The organism is Bradyrhizobium sp. AZCC 1578, from assembly GCF_036924675.1.
Lineage (GTDB): Bacteria > Pseudomonadota > Alphaproteobacteria > Rhizobiales > Xanthobacteraceae > Bradyrhizobium.
This window is the reverse complement of sequence record NZ_JAZHRZ010000001.1, coordinates 1,029,120-1,047,442: the sequence shown is the minus strand read 5'-3', so window position 1 is coordinate 1,047,442 and position 18,323 is coordinate 1,029,120. Positions and strand designations below refer to the sequence as shown.

The following is an 18,323-nucleotide window of genomic DNA, read 5'->3' as shown; positions in this document are numbered from 1 at the left end:
GCCCGTTCGCTTTCCGCGAGCGGGCGTTGTTCATTTCATCAGGCCCAATCTGCTCGCGCCGATATAGAGCGCCAGCACCGCGGCGTTCGAAACATTCAGGCTCTTGATCTCGCCGGGCATGTCGAGCCGGGCCACCGCGCGGCAGGTTTCGCGGGTCAGTTGCCGCAGGCCCTTGCCCTCGGCGCCCAGCACCAGCGCCAGCGGTTGCTGCAAGGGCACGGCGGCGAGGTCCTCGGTCCCCTCGCTGTCCAGCCCGACCGTCAAGAAGCCGCGGTCGTTCAGTTCGGTGAGCGCGCGGGCGAGATTTTGCACGGTGACCAGCGGCACCAGCTCCAGCGCGCCGGAGGCGGATTTGGCCAGCACGCCGGTTGCTTCCGGGCTGTGGCGGGCCGTGGTGACGATCGCTTTCACCGCAAAGGCCGCCGCCGAGCGCATGATGGCGCCGACATTGTGCGGATCGGTGATCTGGTCGAGCACCAGCACGATGCCGTCCTGCGGCAGCGTGTCGATATCGGGCGAGGGCAGGGGATCGGCCTCGGCCAACAGCCCCTGGTGCACGGCGTCCGGCCCGAGCCGCTGGTCGATCGCGTTCGGCCGGACGATTTCCGGGGCAACGCGGGTATCGATATTTTCCTCTGCCAGCCGCCGGGCGGCGTTTTCGGTCAGGAACAGCTTTCGGATCCGCCGTTCCGGGTTGGCTAGCGCAGCCGAGACCGTGTGCCAGCCATAGAGAATCGCCGGCCCGTCGGAGCTTGTTTCCCGGTCGCGCCGGCCCGGCGGACGGGCGAATTTCCGCCCTTTTTCGAAGGGTTTGCCGCCGCCGCGGCGGAACGGCGGTTTTCGGTCGCGATCGCTCATGGGGAGCTTGTGTCACGGGGGCCCGAATATGGCAATTTGGTCTGATCGAACCTATTTTTGGTAGTCCGCGTTGGTTGACTTTGCCATCCCGCTTCGCCCATAAACGCGCCGGTCGCAGCCGGTTCGAAACGGGCTTTCGGCCTCAGCGTCATCCTTGGGTCCGGTCCTCCGCCACTCGGGCGGTCGGTTCGGTGACGCTGTCGGACGGGGAAGTGTCCCGAGTGGCAAAGGGAGCTGACTGTAAATCAGCCGCCGTATGGCTTCGAAGGTTCGAGTCCTTCCTTCCCCACCATCCTGCTTCGCGCCAAGGCGCTTCGCAGGATTGCAGCCTAGCTGACCGCGAAGCAGGATGCCCTCCGAAGCCTTGGCGAAGGAGGGCCGCCCCAGATGCATTATGTTTACCTGTTACAAAGCGAAAGTTTTTCCGACCAGCGCTACGTCGGAATGGCGTCTGACGTTCAGCGGCGACTGTCGGACCATAATGCTGGCAAGTCTCCACATACCTCCAAGTTTCTCCCGTGGAGGCTGGTTACATACATTGCGTTCTCGAACGAACAGAAGGCTCGCACATTCGAGCGCTATCTGAAATCCGGCTCTGGGCACGCGTTTGCCAGAAAGCGGCTCTGGTAGACTGCCGCGCCGCCAGCAGGCCAAGCCCCGAAATTCAAGGACACGCGCTGTGTCGAGCCCGAAGCGCTGCTCGTTCGGTGTCATCGAACTCCGCAGCATACAACTCCCGAACAGTTTGGTGACACTCGCACGCGCGGCGCTGCAGGAGATCCTGGTCCAGGATGCTTAGCTTGCCCCTGCTGTACGAGATCAGCCCCTCCTTTTGCAGTTGGCTGGCAACACCGGTGACGCTGGTTCGCCTCACACCCATCATCTGCGCCAAAAATTCCTGCGTCACCGGCAGTTCGGTGCCCACCAGATCGCACATCCTGACCAGCCACTTACAGGTCCGCTGTTCAACGTTGTGAACCGCGTTGCAGGCAGCCGTCTGCTGCACCTGTCCGAGGAGGAATTGTTCGTACTTGATGAGCAGTGCGAGCAGGTCAGGAGAAGACAGGGCAACCGCTTTGAGGTGCTCCGCATCCACGACGCTCGCCAGGCCGGATACCTGGACCACCACTTTATGCAGCGACGCCTTGCTATCGATCGCTTGTGCAGCCCCGAAAACCCCATCGTTTCCGATCATGCCGCTTTCGATCGTCCAACCATCTTCCAGTTCAACAACGCAGGAAAGGATGCCGCCGTGCGGGAAGTACACCTGATTGACGCGCGCGCGGCTCTCCGCAACGACCTTGCCGCGTTGCATTTCGATAACGCGAAGATGCGGCCGGAGATCTTCGAGATCGACAGGGCTTGCTCGGGACAGAATACGATTGGCTGAATGAGGCATCGTATCTCCTTTCCTTTGCAGGCGGGAGCACAACACTCTCAGTCACCAACGCCTACGAGCACTGGTTGTGTCGGTGATGCATTCAATGTGGGGGTCGGTCGCCCCGATAGCGAGTCAATAATGTTTGTTTATAAGGTCCGTTGCGATGATAAGGTCCGTTGCGATGCGGTATGGCAGTGCCGCTAGGCATCCGCAGCCTCATCGCCAGCGAGGAACGTCAGCCCTGACCGGGTTCGCTCGAGGTTTCCGGCAAGGATTCGCCGGGAAGATAGAGCCTGATCGGGCGGATTTCGTAGACGGCGGATGGATTGGCGCGCCGCAGGTCGCGGGCAATCGCGATCGCTTCCTCCTCGTTGGCGCAATTCAACACGTACAGACCCAATAGCTGCTCCTTGGTTTCGGCAAACGGTCCGTCGATGACCATTCCCGCGCCTGGTCCGCGCAAGGTGCGGGCTTTCGCCGTGCCGCCCAGCCGCGCCGCCGGCCCGAGCACCTTCTTGGCGTTGAGCCGCTCATGCACGGCCAGCAGTTCGCTCATCAGGGCCGCGTCCTCCTCCGCCGTCCAGGATGTGACCTCGGCTTCGACGTGATAGGCCAGCATGGCGTAGAGCATCGTTTTCTCCTTTATGGCGGCCCGGACTGGCTGCCTTTCGAGGACGTTTAAGAAATAGGACGTTTAAGAAATAAAAAGGCGCGGCGGGACAACTCCCGTCGCGCCCCAACTGTTGTGCTCGCTGGTCCAGGGCTGAGAGCGCCCCGATGCCAGGCCAAAAGACATGCCTAGCGGGCGATCCCAGCGAGGTGACAGCGCTTGGTATAAGACACTGGATCACCTCCTTTCGTTGTTGATGGAAATCCGAATATAAGCGGCGAATCTGCCCCTGTTAAGGGGTGCGGACCTGGTCGAAAGGTCCGCACAGGACATGCGGACAGGGTCGGCGGGGCGGTTGAGGCCGCCTGCGCGTCGTGTTAGGTCAACGCCAGCGCGGGTGTAGCTCAATGGTAGAGCAGCAGCCTTCCAAGCTGAATACGAGGGTTCGATTCCCTTCACCCGCTCCAGCCTTCGCTCGCAAAGCGAGGGAAGGCTGCCGCGCCGAAGCCCAGCGGGCGAAGGCGGGCTCGTGGCCGCGAGCTACGGCTAGGCAAGCCGTGGCATGAACGGGAAGCGAGCGGTCTTTGTTTGACGGGAAGGACAGGCGGCAGGTCTGATGCGCATCATCTACTTCAGCCTCGGTTGGGTGATGGTTGCGCTCGGCGTGATCGGCCTGGTGATGCCGCTGATGCCGGGCACGGTTTTCCTGATCGTTGCAGTGGCGTGTTTTGCGCGCTCGTCGCCGCGGTTCGAGGCATGGCTGCTGGACCATCCGACATTTGGCAAACCGCTGCGGGATTGGCGCGCTGCCGGAGCCATCCCACGGTCGGCCAAGGCCATGGCTTGCGCGGGAATGACGATCGGGTTTCTCGTGTTCTGGTACAGCGTCGAGCCGTCATTGCCGCTTGCCGTAGCTGTGGCGGTCATGTTCCTTGCTTGTGCCGTCTATGTCGTTTCACGGCCGGCGATGGCCGATGGGAACGGCATCTAGCGGGTTCGATTCCTTCACCGCTCCGTCGGTCAAAATTTAATCAAAATTGTCCCTGACAGCGTGTCCGCAAGTTGATGCGCCGCAGGCATCTGCGGCTTACACGGACACGCGCTGATTGCGCGTGTGGCGAGTTGGCGGCAATTCCGTGCATTTCTTGGGCGAAAATACGCGCTCAGTAACCATGCCTTACGGAACGCCTGGACTCGCCACAAAATCAATCCGATTGAGACACAATGTCGGCGAGTAGGGTTGAAACGGTGCCCGCTCGCATCACGCGCTTATTATTTTGCAGAGTATGGGCTCACAGGGGGACTGTAATGGGAGCTACGATCGGCATCACTCGCTGGCGAATGGAACAATTGTCCTGGGCTTCGGCCCGCGACGCCATGCGCCGGTTCGACATCATCCCTCGGCGCAACGCGGCAGCGGCGCTGGTGTTGGCCGCGATGGCCGGCTCGATGATGAGCGATCAGGCGTACGCGGCTCCTCCGGGCAGCAATGAAATCCGGATCGGCAACACCGCTCCCTATACCGGTCCGGCTTCCGCCTACGGCGTCATCGCCAAGGTCATCTCGGCCTATCTGGACAAGGTCAACGCCGAGGGTGGCATCAATGGCCGCAAGGTCAATATGATCACCTATGACGACGCCTATGACCCCAACAAAACCATGGAGATGACCCGCAAGCTCGTCGAGGAGGACCAGGTTCTCTTCACCTTGGGGACCATCGGTACGAACACCAACGCGGCGATCCAGCCCTATCTGAACTCAAAAAAAGTCCCGCAGCTTTATGCCTTGTCGGGCGCAGCAGCCTGGGACCAGCCGCGCGAATTTCCCTGGACCATGGGCTTCCTGCCGACCTACACGGCTGAAGCGCAAATTTTTGCGCAGTACATCCTGGAGAACCATCCCCGCAGCCGGATCGCCGTCCTCTACCAGGAGGATGGCATGGGCAAGGAGTACTTGAAAGGCCTGAAGGACGGTCTGGGCGGCAAGGTCGCAATCGTTGCCGAGGCTCCCTACAAGGTCACCGATACCAATATCGATGCGCAGATGGCCAAGCTGAAGGCGTCCAATGCCGACGTCTTCATTGAATTCACCACGCCGAAATTCGCCATCATGGCGATCCGGCGAAGCGTCGAACTCGGCTGGCGGCCGAACCATTTCGTGGCGTCCATCGCCAATTCGTACTCGGCGGTGATTCAGCCGGCGGGCCCGCAAAATGCGGAAGGCCTGTTGTCGGCAGCATACAGGCTGGAGGGCGAAGACGCGGCGGCGGCCGGTGACGTGGCGTTCCGCGAGTGGAGCGCCTTCATGCAGCGCTATGTTCCGAGCGTGAGCAAGACCAACGGCCAGGCCGTCCTTGGCTATCTGGTCAGCAGGACTCTGGTCGAGGTGCTGAAGAACTGCGGCGACGATCTCTCACGCGAAAACATCATGAAGCAGGCTCGCGCGATCAAGGGTATCCAGCTTCCCATGATGGTGCAGGGCATCCTGATCAACACCAGCCCCTCGGATCATGCGCCGATCGAGCAGATGCGGATGATGCGCTTTACCAATGGCAATTGGCAGCACTTCGGCCCGGTGCGAAGCGGCATCGATCCGGGCGCCGTCTCTGATTCGTTCAAGACGATCTTCAAGTACGGCACCGCCACCAAGCGCGATCTGGCCAACCAGCTCAACGCCAATACCGTGAGCCTGATGACGGGCTCGTTCGGCTCCACCTATGCTCAGGTGGGCGCCGATCTCGCCTCGGTGCTCGACAATGGCACGGCGCTGCGGATCCTGCCGGTCATGGGCCGCGGATCGGTGCAGGCGGTGGCGGACATTTTGCTGCTGCGGGGCGTCGACGCCGGCATCGTGCGCAAGGACACGCTGGCCTATCTCGACCGCAAGGATTTCGCCAAGGACATCCGCAACCAGTTCGTCTACGTCGCCAAGATGTTCAACGAGGAAATGCACGTCCTCGCGCCGAGGACGATCACCAACATGCGGGAACTCGACGGCAAGACCGTGGTGGTCGATTTGCCCGACAGTTCGACCTTCGTGACCGCGATCAACGTGTTCGAGCGGCTCGGGATCAGGCCGCATCTGATCTACCAGGAGCCACGACTGGCGGTGGACATGCTGCGCAAGGGTGAGGTCGACGCGATCGTTGCGATCGAAGGCAAGCCGTTGCAATGGCTGAACCAGGTCAACGATCGCAACCTGCATCTGGTCCCGGTCGACTACGCCAAGACGCTGCAGGAGGAATATCTGCCTTCCAAGCTTTCTTCGGCGGACTACCCGGGCCTTGTGCCGGATGGCGGCTACGTCGAGACGGTTGCGGCAGAAGCGGTGCTGGCGTCGTATAACTGGGCGCCGAACAGCGATCGCTACCGCCGCCTGTCGCTGCTGGTGGACACGATGTTCGACAAGGTCGCGCAGTTGCAGCGTCCGCCGTTCCATCCGAAGTGGAGGGAAATGGCGCCGCGGGCGACGGTGTCCGGCTGGACCCGCTTCAAGGCGGCGCAGGAATGGCTCGACCGCAACATGCCTCCGGGCGCGGCCGTATCGGCAGCATCGGGTGCCGTGCCGGCGCCGGTTGCCGCGCCAGCCGCCGCCGCATTCTCCCCGCAGGAGCGCGATCCCCTGTACCGCGAATTCCTGGAATGGCGCGCCAGCCGCGCCAAGGCCGGCGCGAACAGGTAGTCAGGCGATCGGCAATAACGATTGGACAATCGCAGCGGGCGGCTCCTTCCACAGGGCCGCCCGTTTCGCTGCTAGCGGTGGGTGACTGGAATGGTCCGGTTCATAGAACACCTTTGATGTCCGTTTTCGCGAAATCGCTCCCGACAAAGAGCAGGGGGCAGCGATGCTGTTTCGCGACCTCATAGGAGAAGCAGTCGCCGAGGTTGAGTCCGGCGGCGTGAATGCCTTTTCCCCATCGTGCATAGGCCTGCGCGGCCCTTCGTGCCGAGGCCAGCGAAACGGCAATGGTGTTGAGGCCAAGCCCGTCAATCAGGCTTCCCATCTCGTCGCCGACGTTTCGGTGGTCCGCAACGATCAATGCCTCGGCGATGGTTACCGCCGAGATCAATAGCTCGTCTTCTGTTTCCAGCGTGGCGATGCAGGGGTCGGCCTCGGCTTCACCGAGCACGACAGCCATAAGAGCAGACGTATCGACGGCGATCATCCGGGCAGGCCGTCATCGCCGTATAGGAAATCCTGACTCCTGGCGGCGTCGGGCCCGGCCGCGGCCTTTGTCGCGCCGCTGGCGCGCGCGGCTTCAAGCAAGGCGCGACGCGCCTTACGGTCCGGCGCTGCCGCGATCGGAACCAGACGCACGGCCGGCAGGCCATGGCGGGTCAGGATGACTTCGTCGCCGGCTTCGGCGCGTCGCACCAGCTCGGTCAATTGTCCTTTGGCTTCGGAGACGGGGATGCGCATGAGGCGTCTTGTTCGATTATCGATGGCTTGGGAAGAATAGACCAATTAGTGGTCCAATTCAATTGTTGCGTGCGAGAGGGAGCGCAATCGATCGGAGCCCTCGTCGCAGCTCCAGTCAGCGATGGATACCTACATGCCGACAATGCAGGGCTCAGCCGCACAAAATAGTGTATCGGCAAGCATCGCAGCGCCGGATTCTGTTCCCGCGCCACCACGCCAAAAATTCGGAGGACGTTCATGTCGGCTCTGCCACTATCGGGCATCAAAATTCTCGACCTGACGCGGGTGCTCGCTGGTCCCTTGTCGGCGCAGATGCTCGCCGATCTCGGCGCCGAGGTGATCAAGATCGAACGTCCCGGCGGCGGCGACGACGCGCGCGCCTTCGGCCCGCCTTACCTGAAGGATCCCGAGGGCAAGCAGAACAATAACAACTCGTTCTACCTCTGCGCCAACCGCAACAAGAAATCCCTTACCGTCAATATCGCGGCCCCGGAGGGCCAGGAGATCATTCGCGAGCTCGCCAAGAGCTGCGACGTGATGATGGAGAATTACAAGGTCGGCGATCTCAAGCGCTACGGGCTCGATTACGAATCGATCAAGGCGATCAATCCCGGCATCATCTATTGCTCGGTGACCGGCTTCGGCCAGACGGGCCCTTACGCGCCGCGCGCCGGTTACGACGCGATCCTGCAGGCAATGGGCGGCTTGATGAGCGTCACCGGCCATATCGACGGCGAGCCCGGCGCCGGCCCGATGAAGGTCGGCCCCTCGATCGTCGACTACATGACCGGCATGAACTCATCGATCGGCATTCTGGCCGCGCTCTATCACCGCAAGGTCAATGGCGGGGAGGGGCAGCATGTCGACGTCTGCCTGTTCGACACCGTGATCGCCGCGCTGTCGCATTACGCACAGATCTTTCTCGTCAACGGCCAGACCCCGCCGCGGCGCGGCACCTGGGGTAATGGCGGCATGCCGGCCGGCGTGTTCCGATGCACCGATGGGGAATTGATGCTGGTGGTCGGCAATGACGGCCAATTCCAGCGCACCTGCGCCGTGCTCGGCGCGCCCGAACTCGCCACCGATCCGCGCTTCGTCAAGAACAACGACCGCGTCGTCCACGGCAAGGAGATCATGGCGATCTTCGCCGGGCTGTTCCTGAAAAAGCCGGTCGCCTACTGGCTGGAAGAACTGGAGAAGGCCGGCGTGCCCTCGGGTCCTATCAACGATTTCTCGCAGGTGTTTTCCGATCCGCATGTCCGCTCGCGCGGCATGCAGGTCAAGGTCAACCATCCGCTGCAGTCCGACCTGTCGCTGATCCGCAATGCCATCACTTTCTCCGGGACGCCGGTGAAGGAATATCGCGCGCCGCCGCTGCTCGGCGCGGATACCAAGGACGTGCTGGCGACGATTGGTTATGACGAGGCAAAGGTGGAAGCGCTGAAGGAGAAGAAGATCGTCTGATCTCGACATCGATACTTCCACCTCAATCGAAGCATGGTGGCATCGGATTGAGCTAACTTGCACCCTCGATCAGGTCTGCTCGAGAGGTGCAACGATGAAACGGGAAGTCATTCGCGTCGAACCGATCTCGTCCTGGCTTGCAAAGCGGGGCGCGCCGGTATCGCCGGTCACGCGCGGCGGCGGCATGGTGTTCGTCTCCGGCCTGCCGCCGTTCGATCCCGATACCGGCGAGCTCTTCGCTGGCCCGATCGAACGCCAGACCGAACTCGTCCTTCAGCAATTGAAGCTGTGCCTGGAGATCGCGGGCACATCGTTGCAAAATGTCATGAAGTGCAACGTCTACTGCACCTCGGTAGCGCATTTCGCCACGGTCAACGCGATCTACGCGCGCTACTTCCCGGAAGATCACCCGGCGCGCATCTTCGTTTGCGTTCCCGAATGGTTCGCACCGTTCGATATCGAGATTGATTGTGTCGCCGTGATGTAGGGTGTTCCAATCAACGCAGGCCCTGCCGGTCGACCAGGATCCGGTGAATCTGGATGAACTCGGGGAGTTCGATCAAGAACTCAGGATCGCGGTCGAGATGGTGCACCTTCGTCGGCTTGCCCTTGGTGAAGGCGGTCATCGACTCGAAATCGGGCCAATACGAGATGGTGGTAAACCAGCTCTCATGCTTGCGATCTTCCCGGAATAGCTGGACGCCAAGCGCGGTCTTCTCCAGCGGCGGAATTCCTTCGGCTTTGATATAGGCTTCGTAGCTATCCGCAATTTCGGGCCGCGTCCGGCCGCGCCAGATGCGGGCGATAGTTGGCTGGGTTGGCATCGGCATTCCTCTCGGTGATCTTCGCCAGTAGTGAGGCGTCCACTTGCCTCAACGCTACAACTGCCGAGCGAGCCCGAGCGTTCCGAGCCATTCGAGGTGCGCTAGCTTCACCTCGCGCGCATTGGCGTGGGTTGGATATCCCGCACGACCGGAGCTACCGACGGCGAACTGATTCGCCGCCCGCGTAAGTACGTCGCGAGCATGTCGCCTCATATTCCGTTGTCATCGTCCGCGAAGTGTTTAGTCCGGAGACATGGCTGACACCTGTTCGGACACATCACTGACAGGTTGGCCATTGGTCAGGTCGATCGATGCGACTTGCCAGCTGGCAAAGAAGATACCGTAGTTGCCGTCGCGATCGAGCGGTCGAATGGCGAGACGCTCGCCGACAAAGGCTTGCGGAACTCTCCAGAACTGCCCCTTGAAAGAGATATAGCTGCGCGTTGACGAGTCCAACTCACAGGTCTTGCCGGGTCAGTCTCCCGTGCGGCACCACGGGTCGCGCCGCCGCTTTTTTCGCCGGCGCCTCGCCGCCGGTCAGTGCCATCACGGAGACCGAAACGACGCGGTCGATGATGGCATCGACGTCGTTGAGGTCGCATTGTCCTTCCGACAATCTGGACAGCCGTTCTTTTTCCCGGATGGTATGATGCGACATTGCCAGCGCGAAATGCAGTCCCCAATAGAGTTCGGCGTCGTCGCGGCCGGGGAGCGAGCGGCGCATCGCGGCGATGAATTTTCGCAGATGGTCGACCTCGCGGTTCTTGATGCGGCGGATCGGCGGCACCGATTCAATCGAGGCGCGGATCATGAAGCGCGCCGCGGTCGAGCCTTCGCGGTCGGGCCCGAGGCAGCCGCGCAGGGGAGGGCCGACCAGCGCGTGGAAGATGGTGTCGATCGGCGCGCGGCCACCGCCTTTTTCCTCCGCAAGCTTCAACTCGTTGAGCCGCTCGCGGTTGGTGGCGAGGCTGCGGGTGACGAACAGTTCCGCGATCAGTTCGTCCTTGGAACCGAAATGATAGTTCACCGCGGCGAGATTGACGTTGGCTTCCGCGACGATGTCGCGCAGCGTTACGTCGCCGAAGCCGCGATCGGCGTAAAGCTTTTCCGCGGCGGCAAGGATGGCAGACCGGGTCCGATCGCTCGACATATCTGGCCCCCGTTTGGGGAGTTGCAATTCAAACAGTTGTATGAAACTATCGTTTGAAGGGCTGGAAATGTCAATAACGTTTGCGAACGTGTCGCATCTCCAGCCGACCGGACTGTCAGGTTCGCAAAACGGCTTGCCGGCCGTGAGTGGCGGGCAGACAGTGCGGCCAAACGCGATTTTCAGAAGCCGAGAGCCGAGGAGCGTCCCATGAATTTCGATATGTCAGACAAGCAAAAGGAATGGCTGAACCGCGTGCGCGCGTTCATGAACACGCATGTCCGCCCCGCGGTGCCGATCTATAAGCAACAGGACGCGCAGGGTGAGCGCTGGAAGGTGATCCCGATCCTGGAAGATCTGAAAAAGAAGGCGCGCGCCGAAGGCCTCTGGAACATGTTCATGCCGCCGTCCTCGCATGAGGACGATGAATTCCGTGGCGCAGGATTGACCAATCTGGAATACGCTCCGCTCTCCGAGGAGATGGGCCGCATCAGTTGGGCGTCCGAAGTCTTCAATTGCTCCGCGCCCGATACCGGCAACATGGAAGTGTTCATGCGCTATGCCACCAAGGAGCAGAAGCGCAAATGGCTGCGTCCGTTGATGGACGGCGAGATCCGCTCCGCCTTCCTGATGACCGAGCCTGCGGTGGCATCCTCGGACGCCACCAACATCGAAACCCGCATCGAGAAGGATGGCGATCATTACGTCATCAACGGCCGCAAATGGTGGTCGTCCGGCGTCGGCGATCCCCGCTGCAAGGTCGCGATCCTGATGGGCAAGACCGACCCGAACGCGGCGCGTCACCAGCAGCAGTCGCAGATTATCGTTCCGCTCGACACGCCCGGCATCAAGGTGGAAAAAATGCTGCCGGTGTTCGGCTTCGACGATGCGCCGCACGGCCACGCCCAGGTGCTGCTGGAGAACGTCCGCGTTCCCAAGGAGAACATCCTGCTCGGCGAGGGCAAGGGCTTTGAGATCGCACAGGGCCGTCTCGGTCCGGGCCGTATCCATCACTGCATGCGCACCATCGGCAAGGCTGAGGAAGCGCTGGAGAAGATGGTGCGCCGGCTGTCGTCGCGCACCGCGTTTGGCAAGAAGATCATCGAGCATTCGGTCTGGGAGCAGCGCATCGCGGAAGCCCGCATCGACATCGAGATGAACCGCTTGCTGTGCCTCAAGGCTGCCGACATGATGGACAAGGTGGGCAACAAGACCGCGCAACTCGAGATCGCCATGATCAAGGTGGCGGCGCCGAACATGGCGCTGAAGATCATTGACAACGCGATCCAGGCGTTCGGCGGCGGCGGCGTCTCCGATGACGCCGGACTGGCGGTGGACTACGCGCATGTGCGCACGCTGCGGCTGGCGGACGGTCCGGACGAGGTGCATAACCGCGCCATTGCCAGACTTGAACTTCGGAAGTATGCAAACGCTACGCACTAACGGGACGCCATCGATGGCGCTCCCCAAAGTCCAAGAAGAATCCAAGGGAGCGTCATCGTGGCGGACGGCGTCAGGAAAGACGAAGAGTTCTCAGGCACCAAGGAAGTCGAAGAGCGCCATCGCATCAATGAGGCGAGCCTCGACGGCTGGATGCGCGAGCATGTCGAGGGCTACCAGGGGCCGCTAAAGGTCCTGCAGTTCAAGGGCGGCCAGTCTAACCCGACCTACAAGCTCGAAACGCCGGCCCGATCCTACGTGATGCGCCGAAAACCGTTCGGCAAATTGCTGCCGTCAGCGCATGCGGTCGACCGCGAGTTCCGCGTCATTGCAGCGCTCGGCAAGCAGGGCTTTCCGGTCGCGAAGGCCTACGCGCTGTGCACCGACGATGCCGTGATCGGGGCCGCCTTCTACATCATGTCGATGGAAGACGGCCGGGTATTTTGGGACCCGACACTGCCGAGCCAGACGCCGGACGACCGGCGCAAGATCTTCACCAGCAAGATCGAGACGCTGGCGAAGCTCCACGTCTTCAATCCGGAAGCGATCGGGCTTGGCGATTTCGGCAAGCCGGGCAATTATTTCGCGCGCCAGATCGACCGCTGGACCAAGCAATACCGCGCCTCGGAAACCCAGCACATTCCGGAATTCGAAAAAGTAGCCGAATGGCTGCCGCGAACTGTACCTGAACAGAAGCGCGTCTCGATCGTTCACGGCGACTACCGCCTCGACAACATGATTTTCCACGCGACGGAACCGCGGGTGCAGGCGGTGCTGGACTGGGAGCTGTCGACGCTCGGCGATCCCATGGCCGACTTCACTTATCTGTTGATGCAGTGGACCATGCCGGGCTTGGAAAAAGCCGATCTCAAGGCGCTGAACATTCCGAGCGTGGAGGAGGCGGCGCAGATCTACTGCAACGTCACCGGCATGGAAGTGCCCGATCTCAACTGGTATTTCGCCTACAACATGTTCCGCCTCGCCGGCATTACGCAGGGTATCGCCGGACGTATTCGCGATGGCACCGCTGCGAACGCCAAGGCGCTGGAGTCGGCGGCGCGCACCGTGCCGCTGTCGAAGTCTTCCTGGGAATACGCTCAGAAAGCCGGCGCGACCTAACGGAATTGGCACTCTCTCCGAATATCCGCGGCAGCCTGCTCATGGCGGTGTCCATGGCGGCGTTCACCATGAACGACTCCATCACCAAGGCGGTGTCGTCAGAGATGAACTTCGGCCAGGTGATGCTGGTGCGCGGGCTGTTCGCGATCGTGCTGGTCGCAGCGTTCGCCTGGCATCAGGGTGCGTTGCGTCCGCTGCGCACGCTGGTGCAAAAACCGGTGGCGCTCAGGGTGATCGGCGAGATCGGCGGCACGATCTCGTTCATGGCAGCGCTCGTGCATCTGCCGCTCGCCAACACCTCGGCGATCTTCCAGGCGCTGCCGCTGGCGATCACGCTCGGCGCCGCAGTGATATTTGGCGAGCCGGTCGGCTGGCGGCGCTGGTCGGCGATTGTTGCAGGCTTCGTCGGCGTGCTCATCATCGTGCGGCCGGGGTTGGCAGGCTTCAGCGAGTACTCGCTGTTCGCGCTGGTGTCGGTGGCGTTCTGCGCACTGCGCGACCTCGCAACGCGGAAAATTCCGGCGAAGATTCCGTCGCTGTTCATCACCTTGCTGACGACCGTCACGGTGACGGCGGCCGGCGGGGCCATCCTCGTTCCGCTCGGCGGCTGGACGCCGCCATCGGCGAGCGCCCTTGGCCTGCAGGCGCTGGCCGCGGTGCTGCTGCTGATCGGCTATCAATGCATCATCTCGGCGCTGCGCTCGGGCGACATCTCGGCGGTGGCGCCGTTCCGCTACTCCGCGCTGCTGTGGGCGATGCTGCTCGGCTATCTCCTGTTCGGCGATGTACCCGATGCCATGATGGTGCTGGGCGCCTCGATCATCGTGTTGTCAGGCCTCTACGCCTTCTACCGCGAGCGCATCCGTCACCGTGCGCTGGCAGCAGAGTCATCGGGCCTGCCGCCCGACGGGTTGTGATCATGATGCGACAAACATCAGACTGGCTTCCCCGTATACGGCATCGACGCGGTGAGACCGCCATCGACTGGGATCGCCTGGCCGTTGACGTAGGAAGCCTCGTCGCTGGCGAGGAACAGGCCCATCGCGGCGAGCTCGTGCGGCTGGCCGGCGCGCTTCAGGGGATTGAGCTGGCCGATCTTGTCGGAAGTGCCGCGCTCCTTGGCGCGGTCGAATACCGGCTTGGTCATGCCGGTCTCGATCAGGCCGGGGCAGACCGCGTTGATGCGCACGCCGGTGCCGGACAGCGAATAGGCCGTGGTCTGCACCAGGCTGATGACGCCGGCCTTGCTCGCGCCATAGGGATGACCGCTGGCGCCGGCCTTAAGCCCTGCAACGGAAGCGGTGCAGACGATCGAGCCGGACTGCTGCCTGATCATGTGCGGCATCGAATGCTTGATCGCGAGAAATGGCCCGATCAGATTGATGCGCAAAACTTCCTGCCAGTGTTCGACGGTCTGCTCGGCCAGCGGCACCAGCCCGCCGCTGACACCGGCATTGGCCCAGATCGCATCGAGCCGGCCGTATTTCGAAACCGCCTTGTCGATGAACGCCTTCACATCGGCTTCCGAACCGGCATCCGCCATCACGGCCTCGACGGTGCCACCGGCATCGCTGACGAGCTTGGCGGTTTCCTTTACGCCCTCGGTCCGGTCGACGATGACGAGCTTCGCCCCTTCCTTGGAAAACAGCACCGATGCTGCGCGTCCGATGCCGCTTCCGGCACCTGTGATGATGACGGATTTGCCTTCGAGGCGGCCCATGAGCTTCTCCCTGTAGTGTTATGCGTGTCGGCGTGTGCCGCGTTGCGGAATTCAAACAAGATTTCAAACGCCAAGTCACTTGAGACGATGCGTGCTCTGACGTACAGCGACAACGAACAGTATTGAAGGGACGTTGCGATGTCCAATCCAGGCAAGTCGACGACAGTCACGACGCGATGGTGGTGGATCCGCCATGCGCCGGTTCGCGAAGATAACGGCTGCATTTACGGGCAGAAGGATCTCGGCTGCGACTGCAGTGATCGCATCGTGTTCGAGGCGGTCGGAAAAATCCTGCCGCGCAACGCGGTCTGGTATGCAAGCAATCTGAAGCGCACGCATCAGACTGCGCATGCGATCTGGGCCGCCGGCTTTCCGAAGCCTTCGAAGATGCCGCACATAAACGGCTTTGCCGAGCAGCATCTCGGTGAGTGGCAGGGCCTGAATCGCGTGGCGTTCCTTGCCAGCCGCCCTGTTGGCAGTCACTGGTTTGCGGACATCGACGAGGTCCCGCCCGGCGGCGAGAGTTTCATGGACCTGTACAATCGCACATGCGACGCGATCGAACGCATCAATGCCGAACAGGCGGGCAGGGACATCATCGTGGTTGCGCATGGCGGCACGATCAGGGCTGCGGTCGGGTTTGCGCTCGGCGGTCAGCCGGAGAAAGGTCTCGCCTTCGATATCGACAATTGCTCGGTGACGCGGCTCGATCATCTTTCAACCGCGGGCCACAATGCCTGGCGGCTGCCAATGGTGAACCAGCAGCCGTGGATCGCGGATGCCTCGCACAACGCGATGCACCAGCCGGCCGGGCCGGAGGTCGAGCCGCCAGCGACGAAACTGGCGTAAGCCTCAAGTTGTTGAGGACCGCAAAGGCTGCTTAGTTCGAATTGAAGACGAAACCGGCATCGCGCTGGATCAACATCGGGGAGAGAGACATGAGCTTGTTCGATATGACCGGGAAAGTCGCCGTCATCACCGGCTCGACGCGCGGCATCGGCCGCGCCATCGCCGAGCGGATGGCCGAGCACGGCGCGAAGGTCGCGATCTCCTCGCGCAAGCAGGATGTTTGCGACCAAGTCACCAAGGAAATCAACGACAAGTTCGGCACGGGGACGGCGGTCGCGATCGCCGCGAACATTTCCAGCAAGGAAAACCTGCAAAATCTCGTCGACGAGTCCAACCGCGCCTTCGGCAAGATCGACGTGCTGGTTTGCAACGCCGCGTCCAATCCCTATTACGGCCCGCTCGGCGGCATCTCCGATGAACAGTTCCGCAAGATTCTGGACAACAACATCGTCGCCAACAATTGGCTGATCAACATGGTGGTGCCGCAGATGATCGAGCGCAAGGACGGCTCGATCATCATCGTCTCCTCGATCGGCGGGTTGAAGGGGTCGACCGTGCTCGGCGCCTACGCGATCTCGAAGGCGGCCGACATGCAACTCGCGCGCAATCTGGCCTGCGAATACGGCAAGCACAATATCCGCGTGAACTGCATCGCGCCCGGCCTGATCAAGACCGATTTTGCGAAAGCGCTGTGGGACAATCCGGAGACGCTGAAAGCTTCCACCGCGCGCTCGCCGCTCTTGCGCATCGGCGTGCCGGACGAAATCGCGGGCGCTGCGGTGCTGATGGGGTCGAAGGCCGGCGACTTCATGACGGGGCAGACCATCGTGATCGACGGCGGCGCGACGATCAGTTGATCTCGTGTCCCGGACGCGGTGCAGCGCCAGCGCTGCTCCGCAGAGCCGGGACCCATGCGAACCGCGGCGAAGGTGGTAGGCCCCGGCTCAGCGACGCATCGCGTCCGGGGCACGAGAAATCACTCTACCGCCGCGTACACCAGATCCCGCAGCATGTTGCGGATGTATTCGCGCTGGCCGGGCCCCTGCATCATGAAGACCGTGAACAGGTCTTCCGCGGGATCGATGAAGAAGAACGTGCCGGCCATGCCGCTCCAGAAGAACTGGCCGAGCGATCCCGGGAACGGCGCGATGCCTCTGTGAGTGCGAACCGCGAAGCCGAGGCCAAAACCATGACCGGGCGGCATCAGTGGCGAAGAGACCTTCACGCCTGGGGCGAGATGATCCGATGCCATCAATTCCAGCGTCTTGCGGCCGATGATCCTGTTGCCATCGAGCGCGCCCCCGTTAAGCAGCATCTGGCAGAACCGCGCATAGTCCATGGTGGTCGAGACCAGCCCGCCGCCGCCGGATTCCATCGCGGGCTTCTCCAGCATGTTGAAGAGCTGCACCTTGTCCCCATTCCACGGATCATTCGCGAACGGTTCGGCGAGGCGGCCGGCGTTGGCTTCTGAGGTATGGAAAGCGGTCTCGGCCATCTGCAGCGGTGCCAGGACGCGTTCGGTCAGGAACGCGCCGAGCGATTTGCCGGAGACGACTTCGATGATGCGGCCCAAGACGTCGGTCGAGCGGCTGTAGTTCCATTCGGCGCCGGGCTGGCAGATCAGCGGCATGCCGGCGATCATGGTCGCGTGCTCGGCGTTGGTGATCTTGCGACTGCGCAGCCGCGACTGCTGATAGAGCTGCTGGACGAGGCCATTACCGGTGTGGTCGTAGGTCAGGCCGGACGTATGCCGCAGCAGGTCCTGAACCGTCATCTGCCGCTTCGCCGGCACCAGCTCGAGCTGGCCGTTGTTTTCGACGCCGACCTTCTGGTCGGCAAACTCCGGAATGAATTTGGCGACGGGATCGCCAAGGATGAAGTGGCCGTCCTCGACCAGCATCATGATGCCGACCGAGACGATCGGCTTGGTCATCGAGAAGATACGGAAGATGCTGTCCTGCGCCATCGGCGCGCTGGCTACCGGGCTCTGGCGGCCGATCGCATCGAACCAGCCGATCTGGCCGCGCCGCGCCACCATCACCGTGGCGCCGGGCAGGGTTCCCTTGTCCACCTCGCGCTTGAAAGCGTCCGACATCCGCTGCAGGCGGACGCTCGAGAGGCCGATGGTTTCGGGCTTGGCCTGCGGGAGCGAAGGGGTCTGGGGGGCGGAAGTCTGCCGGGCGGCGGTCTGCGCGTTCATGGTCTCTCCCGTTGCGCTTGTTGTTGTGGTGACCAAGTCTGGCGCAGAAGGCGTGCTTTGGATAGGGCGGTAGGCTGCTTCGCCCTTGCAATCGGGGCATGCCCTATGCTTGAAACGGCACGAACCGACGCAAGCGCCGGTTCCCTGCAGGAGTGTAGCTCAATTGGTAGAGCACCGGTCTCCAAAACCGGGGGTCGCAGGTTCGAGCCCTGCCACTCCTGCCAGCTAAATCAAATACTTGCGCTGATTTTCGACAGGCCGGCGATCCTTCGCGGATCGATCAATCCGCGGT

The 18,323-nt window shown here is 62.1% G+C and carries 19 protein-coding genes, 3 tRNA genes and 1 pseudogene; 13 read left to right on the top strand and 10 right to left on the bottom strand.

From position 1 onward, the window contains the following. Positions 1-30 precede the first annotated feature (30 nt). Complete coding sequence (gene rlmB / locus V1290_RS05495) at positions 31-858, bottom strand: 23S rRNA (guanosine(2251)-2'-O)-methyltransferase RlmB (RefSeq protein WP_334363403.1); 828 nt, start codon at positions 856-858, stop codon at positions 31-33. A gap of 206 nt (positions 859-1,064) precedes the next feature. Here rlmB and V1290_RS05490 point away from each other — a divergent pair. Together V1290_RS05490 and V1290_RS05485 are read left to right on the top strand one after the other, a co-directional pair. Further along, positions 1,065-1,150, top strand: a tRNA-Tyr gene (locus V1290_RS05490). Between the two features lie 95 nt (positions 1,151-1,245). Continuing rightward, complete coding sequence (locus V1290_RS05485; RefSeq protein WP_334363402.1) at positions 1,246-1,488, top strand: GIY-YIG nuclease family protein; 243 nt, start codon at positions 1,246-1,248, stop codon at positions 1,486-1,488. Positions 1,489-1,522: 34 nt separating this feature from the next. Here the strand turns inward: V1290_RS05485 and V1290_RS05480 are convergent, their stop codons facing one another. Both V1290_RS05480 and V1290_RS05475 read right to left on the bottom strand, forming a co-directional pair. Next, complete coding sequence (locus tag V1290_RS05480; RefSeq protein ID WP_334363401.1) at positions 1,523-2,257, bottom strand: Crp/Fnr family transcriptional regulator; 735 nt, start codon at positions 2,255-2,257, stop codon at positions 1,523-1,525. Positions 2,258-2,474: 217 nt separating this feature from the next. Further along, complete coding sequence (locus tag V1290_RS05475; protein WP_334363400.1) at positions 2,475-2,870, bottom strand: YciI family protein; 396 nt, start codon at positions 2,868-2,870, stop codon at positions 2,475-2,477. A gap of 372 nt (positions 2,871-3,242) precedes the next feature. On the opposite strand from V1290_RS05475, the gene V1290_RS05470 reads away from it, so the two are divergent. The 3 genes from V1290_RS05470 (at position 3,243) to V1290_RS05460 (ending at position 6,530) form a co-directional block, all read left to right on the top strand. After that, positions 3,243-3,316, top strand: a tRNA-Gly gene (locus V1290_RS05470). Between the two features lie 149 nt (positions 3,317-3,465). Next, positions 3,466-3,840 carry a YbaN family protein gene (locus V1290_RS05465; RefSeq protein WP_334363399.1) on the top strand — a complete coding sequence of 125 codons (375 nt, stop codon included), beginning with the start codon at positions 3,466-3,468 and terminating at the stop codon, positions 3,838-3,840. A 317-nt stretch (positions 3,841-4,157) separates the two neighbouring features. Continuing rightward, a complete protein-coding gene (locus V1290_RS05460; RefSeq protein WP_334363397.1) occupies positions 4,158-6,530 on the top strand; it encodes an ABC transporter substrate-binding protein in 2,373 nt (790 codons plus the stop codon). A 100-nt stretch (positions 6,531-6,630) separates the two neighbouring features. On the opposite strand, the gene V1290_RS05455 is transcribed toward V1290_RS05460, so the two are convergent. Further along, positions 6,631-7,014 (bottom strand): type II toxin-antitoxin system VapC family toxin, encoded by a 384-nt coding sequence (locus V1290_RS05455; RefSeq protein ID WP_334363396.1) that lies wholly within the window; start codon positions 7,012-7,014, stop codon positions 6,631-6,633. Further along, complete coding sequence (locus tag V1290_RS05450; protein ID WP_334363395.1) at positions 7,011-7,268, bottom strand: type II toxin-antitoxin system Phd/YefM family antitoxin; 258 nt, start codon at positions 7,266-7,268, stop codon at positions 7,011-7,013. Before V1290_RS05450 ends, V1290_RS05455 begins: the two co-directional genes overlap by 4 nt. A gap of 237 nt (positions 7,269-7,505) precedes the next feature. Here V1290_RS05450 and V1290_RS05445 point away from each other — a divergent pair, with 237 nt between their 5' ends. Next, positions 7,506-8,732 (top strand): CaiB/BaiF CoA transferase family protein, encoded by a 1,227-nt coding sequence (locus tag V1290_RS05445; protein ID WP_334363394.1) that lies wholly within the window; start codon positions 7,506-7,508, stop codon positions 8,730-8,732. Between the two features lie 94 nt (positions 8,733-8,826). Beyond that, positions 8,827-9,219, top strand: a complete 393-nt coding sequence (locus tag V1290_RS05440) for a RidA family protein (protein ID WP_334363392.1) — start codon at positions 8,827-8,829, stop codon at positions 9,217-9,219. Between the two features lie 10 nt (positions 9,220-9,229). Here V1290_RS05440 and V1290_RS05435 read toward each other — a convergent pair whose 3' ends face one another. The 3 genes and pseudogenes from V1290_RS05435 to V1290_RS05425 all read right to left on the bottom strand — a co-directional run bounded on the left by V1290_RS05435 (position 9,230) and on the right by V1290_RS05425 (position 10,706). After that, on the bottom strand, positions 9,230-9,556 hold the full coding sequence (locus V1290_RS05435; protein WP_334363391.1) for a hypothetical protein: 327 nt from the start codon (positions 9,554-9,556) through the stop codon (positions 9,230-9,232). 240 nt (positions 9,557-9,796) lie between these two features. Next, a pseudogene (locus V1290_RS05430) lies at positions 9,797-10,006 on the bottom strand (IS481 family transposase); the annotation flags it as partial. A 7-nt stretch (positions 10,007-10,013) separates the two neighbouring features. Then, entirely contained in the window at positions 10,014-10,706 is a 693-nt protein-coding gene (locus V1290_RS05425; protein ID WP_334363390.1) for a TetR/AcrR family transcriptional regulator, read from the bottom strand. Between the two features lie 207 nt (positions 10,707-10,913). On the opposite strand from V1290_RS05425, the gene V1290_RS05420 reads away from it, so the two are divergent. The 3 genes from V1290_RS05420 to V1290_RS05410 are packed head-to-tail and all read left to right on the top strand — an operon-like array spanning position 10,914 to position 14,179. After that, the gene (locus tag V1290_RS05420) at positions 10,914-12,146 is read left to right on the top strand and encodes an acyl-CoA dehydrogenase family protein (protein ID WP_334363389.1); all 1,233 of its coding nucleotides are present in this window, start codon (positions 10,914-10,916) and stop codon (positions 12,144-12,146) included. 57 nt (positions 12,147-12,203) lie between these two features. After that, complete coding sequence (locus tag V1290_RS05415) at positions 12,204-13,262, top strand: phosphotransferase family protein (protein ID WP_334363388.1); 1,059 nt, start codon at positions 12,204-12,206, stop codon at positions 13,260-13,262. Between the two features lie 5 nt (positions 13,263-13,267). Further along, the gene (locus V1290_RS05410) at positions 13,268-14,179 is read left to right on the top strand and encodes a DMT family transporter (protein WP_334363387.1); all 912 of its coding nucleotides are present in this window, start codon (positions 13,268-13,270) and stop codon (positions 14,177-14,179) included. A gap of 17 nt (positions 14,180-14,196) precedes the next feature. On the opposite strand, the gene V1290_RS05405 is transcribed toward V1290_RS05410, so the two are convergent. Next, positions 14,197-14,982, bottom strand: coding sequence for an SDR family NAD(P)-dependent oxidoreductase (locus V1290_RS05405; protein ID WP_334363386.1), 786 nt, complete (start codon positions 14,980-14,982; stop codon positions 14,197-14,199). Between the two features lie 138 nt (positions 14,983-15,120). On the opposite strand from V1290_RS05405, the gene V1290_RS05400 reads away from it, so the two are divergent. Beyond that, positions 15,121-15,831 (top strand): histidine phosphatase family protein, encoded by a 711-nt coding sequence (locus V1290_RS05400; RefSeq protein ID WP_334363385.1) that lies wholly within the window; start codon positions 15,121-15,123, stop codon positions 15,829-15,831. 89 nt (positions 15,832-15,920) lie between these two features. Then, a complete protein-coding gene (locus V1290_RS05395) occupies positions 15,921-16,688 on the top strand; it encodes an SDR family NAD(P)-dependent oxidoreductase (protein WP_334363384.1) in 768 nt (255 codons plus the stop codon). A gap of 119 nt (positions 16,689-16,807) precedes the next feature. Here the strand turns inward: V1290_RS05395 and V1290_RS05390 are convergent, their stop codons facing one another. Further along, entirely contained in the window at positions 16,808-18,031 is a 1,224-nt protein-coding gene (locus V1290_RS05390) for a serine hydrolase domain-containing protein (protein ID WP_334363383.1), read from the bottom strand. 148 nt (positions 18,032-18,179) lie between these two features. Between V1290_RS05390 and V1290_RS05385 the strand changes: the two genes are divergently transcribed. Next, a tRNA-Trp gene (locus tag V1290_RS05385) sits at positions 18,180-18,255 on the top strand. Positions 18,256-18,323 lie beyond the last annotated feature (68 nt).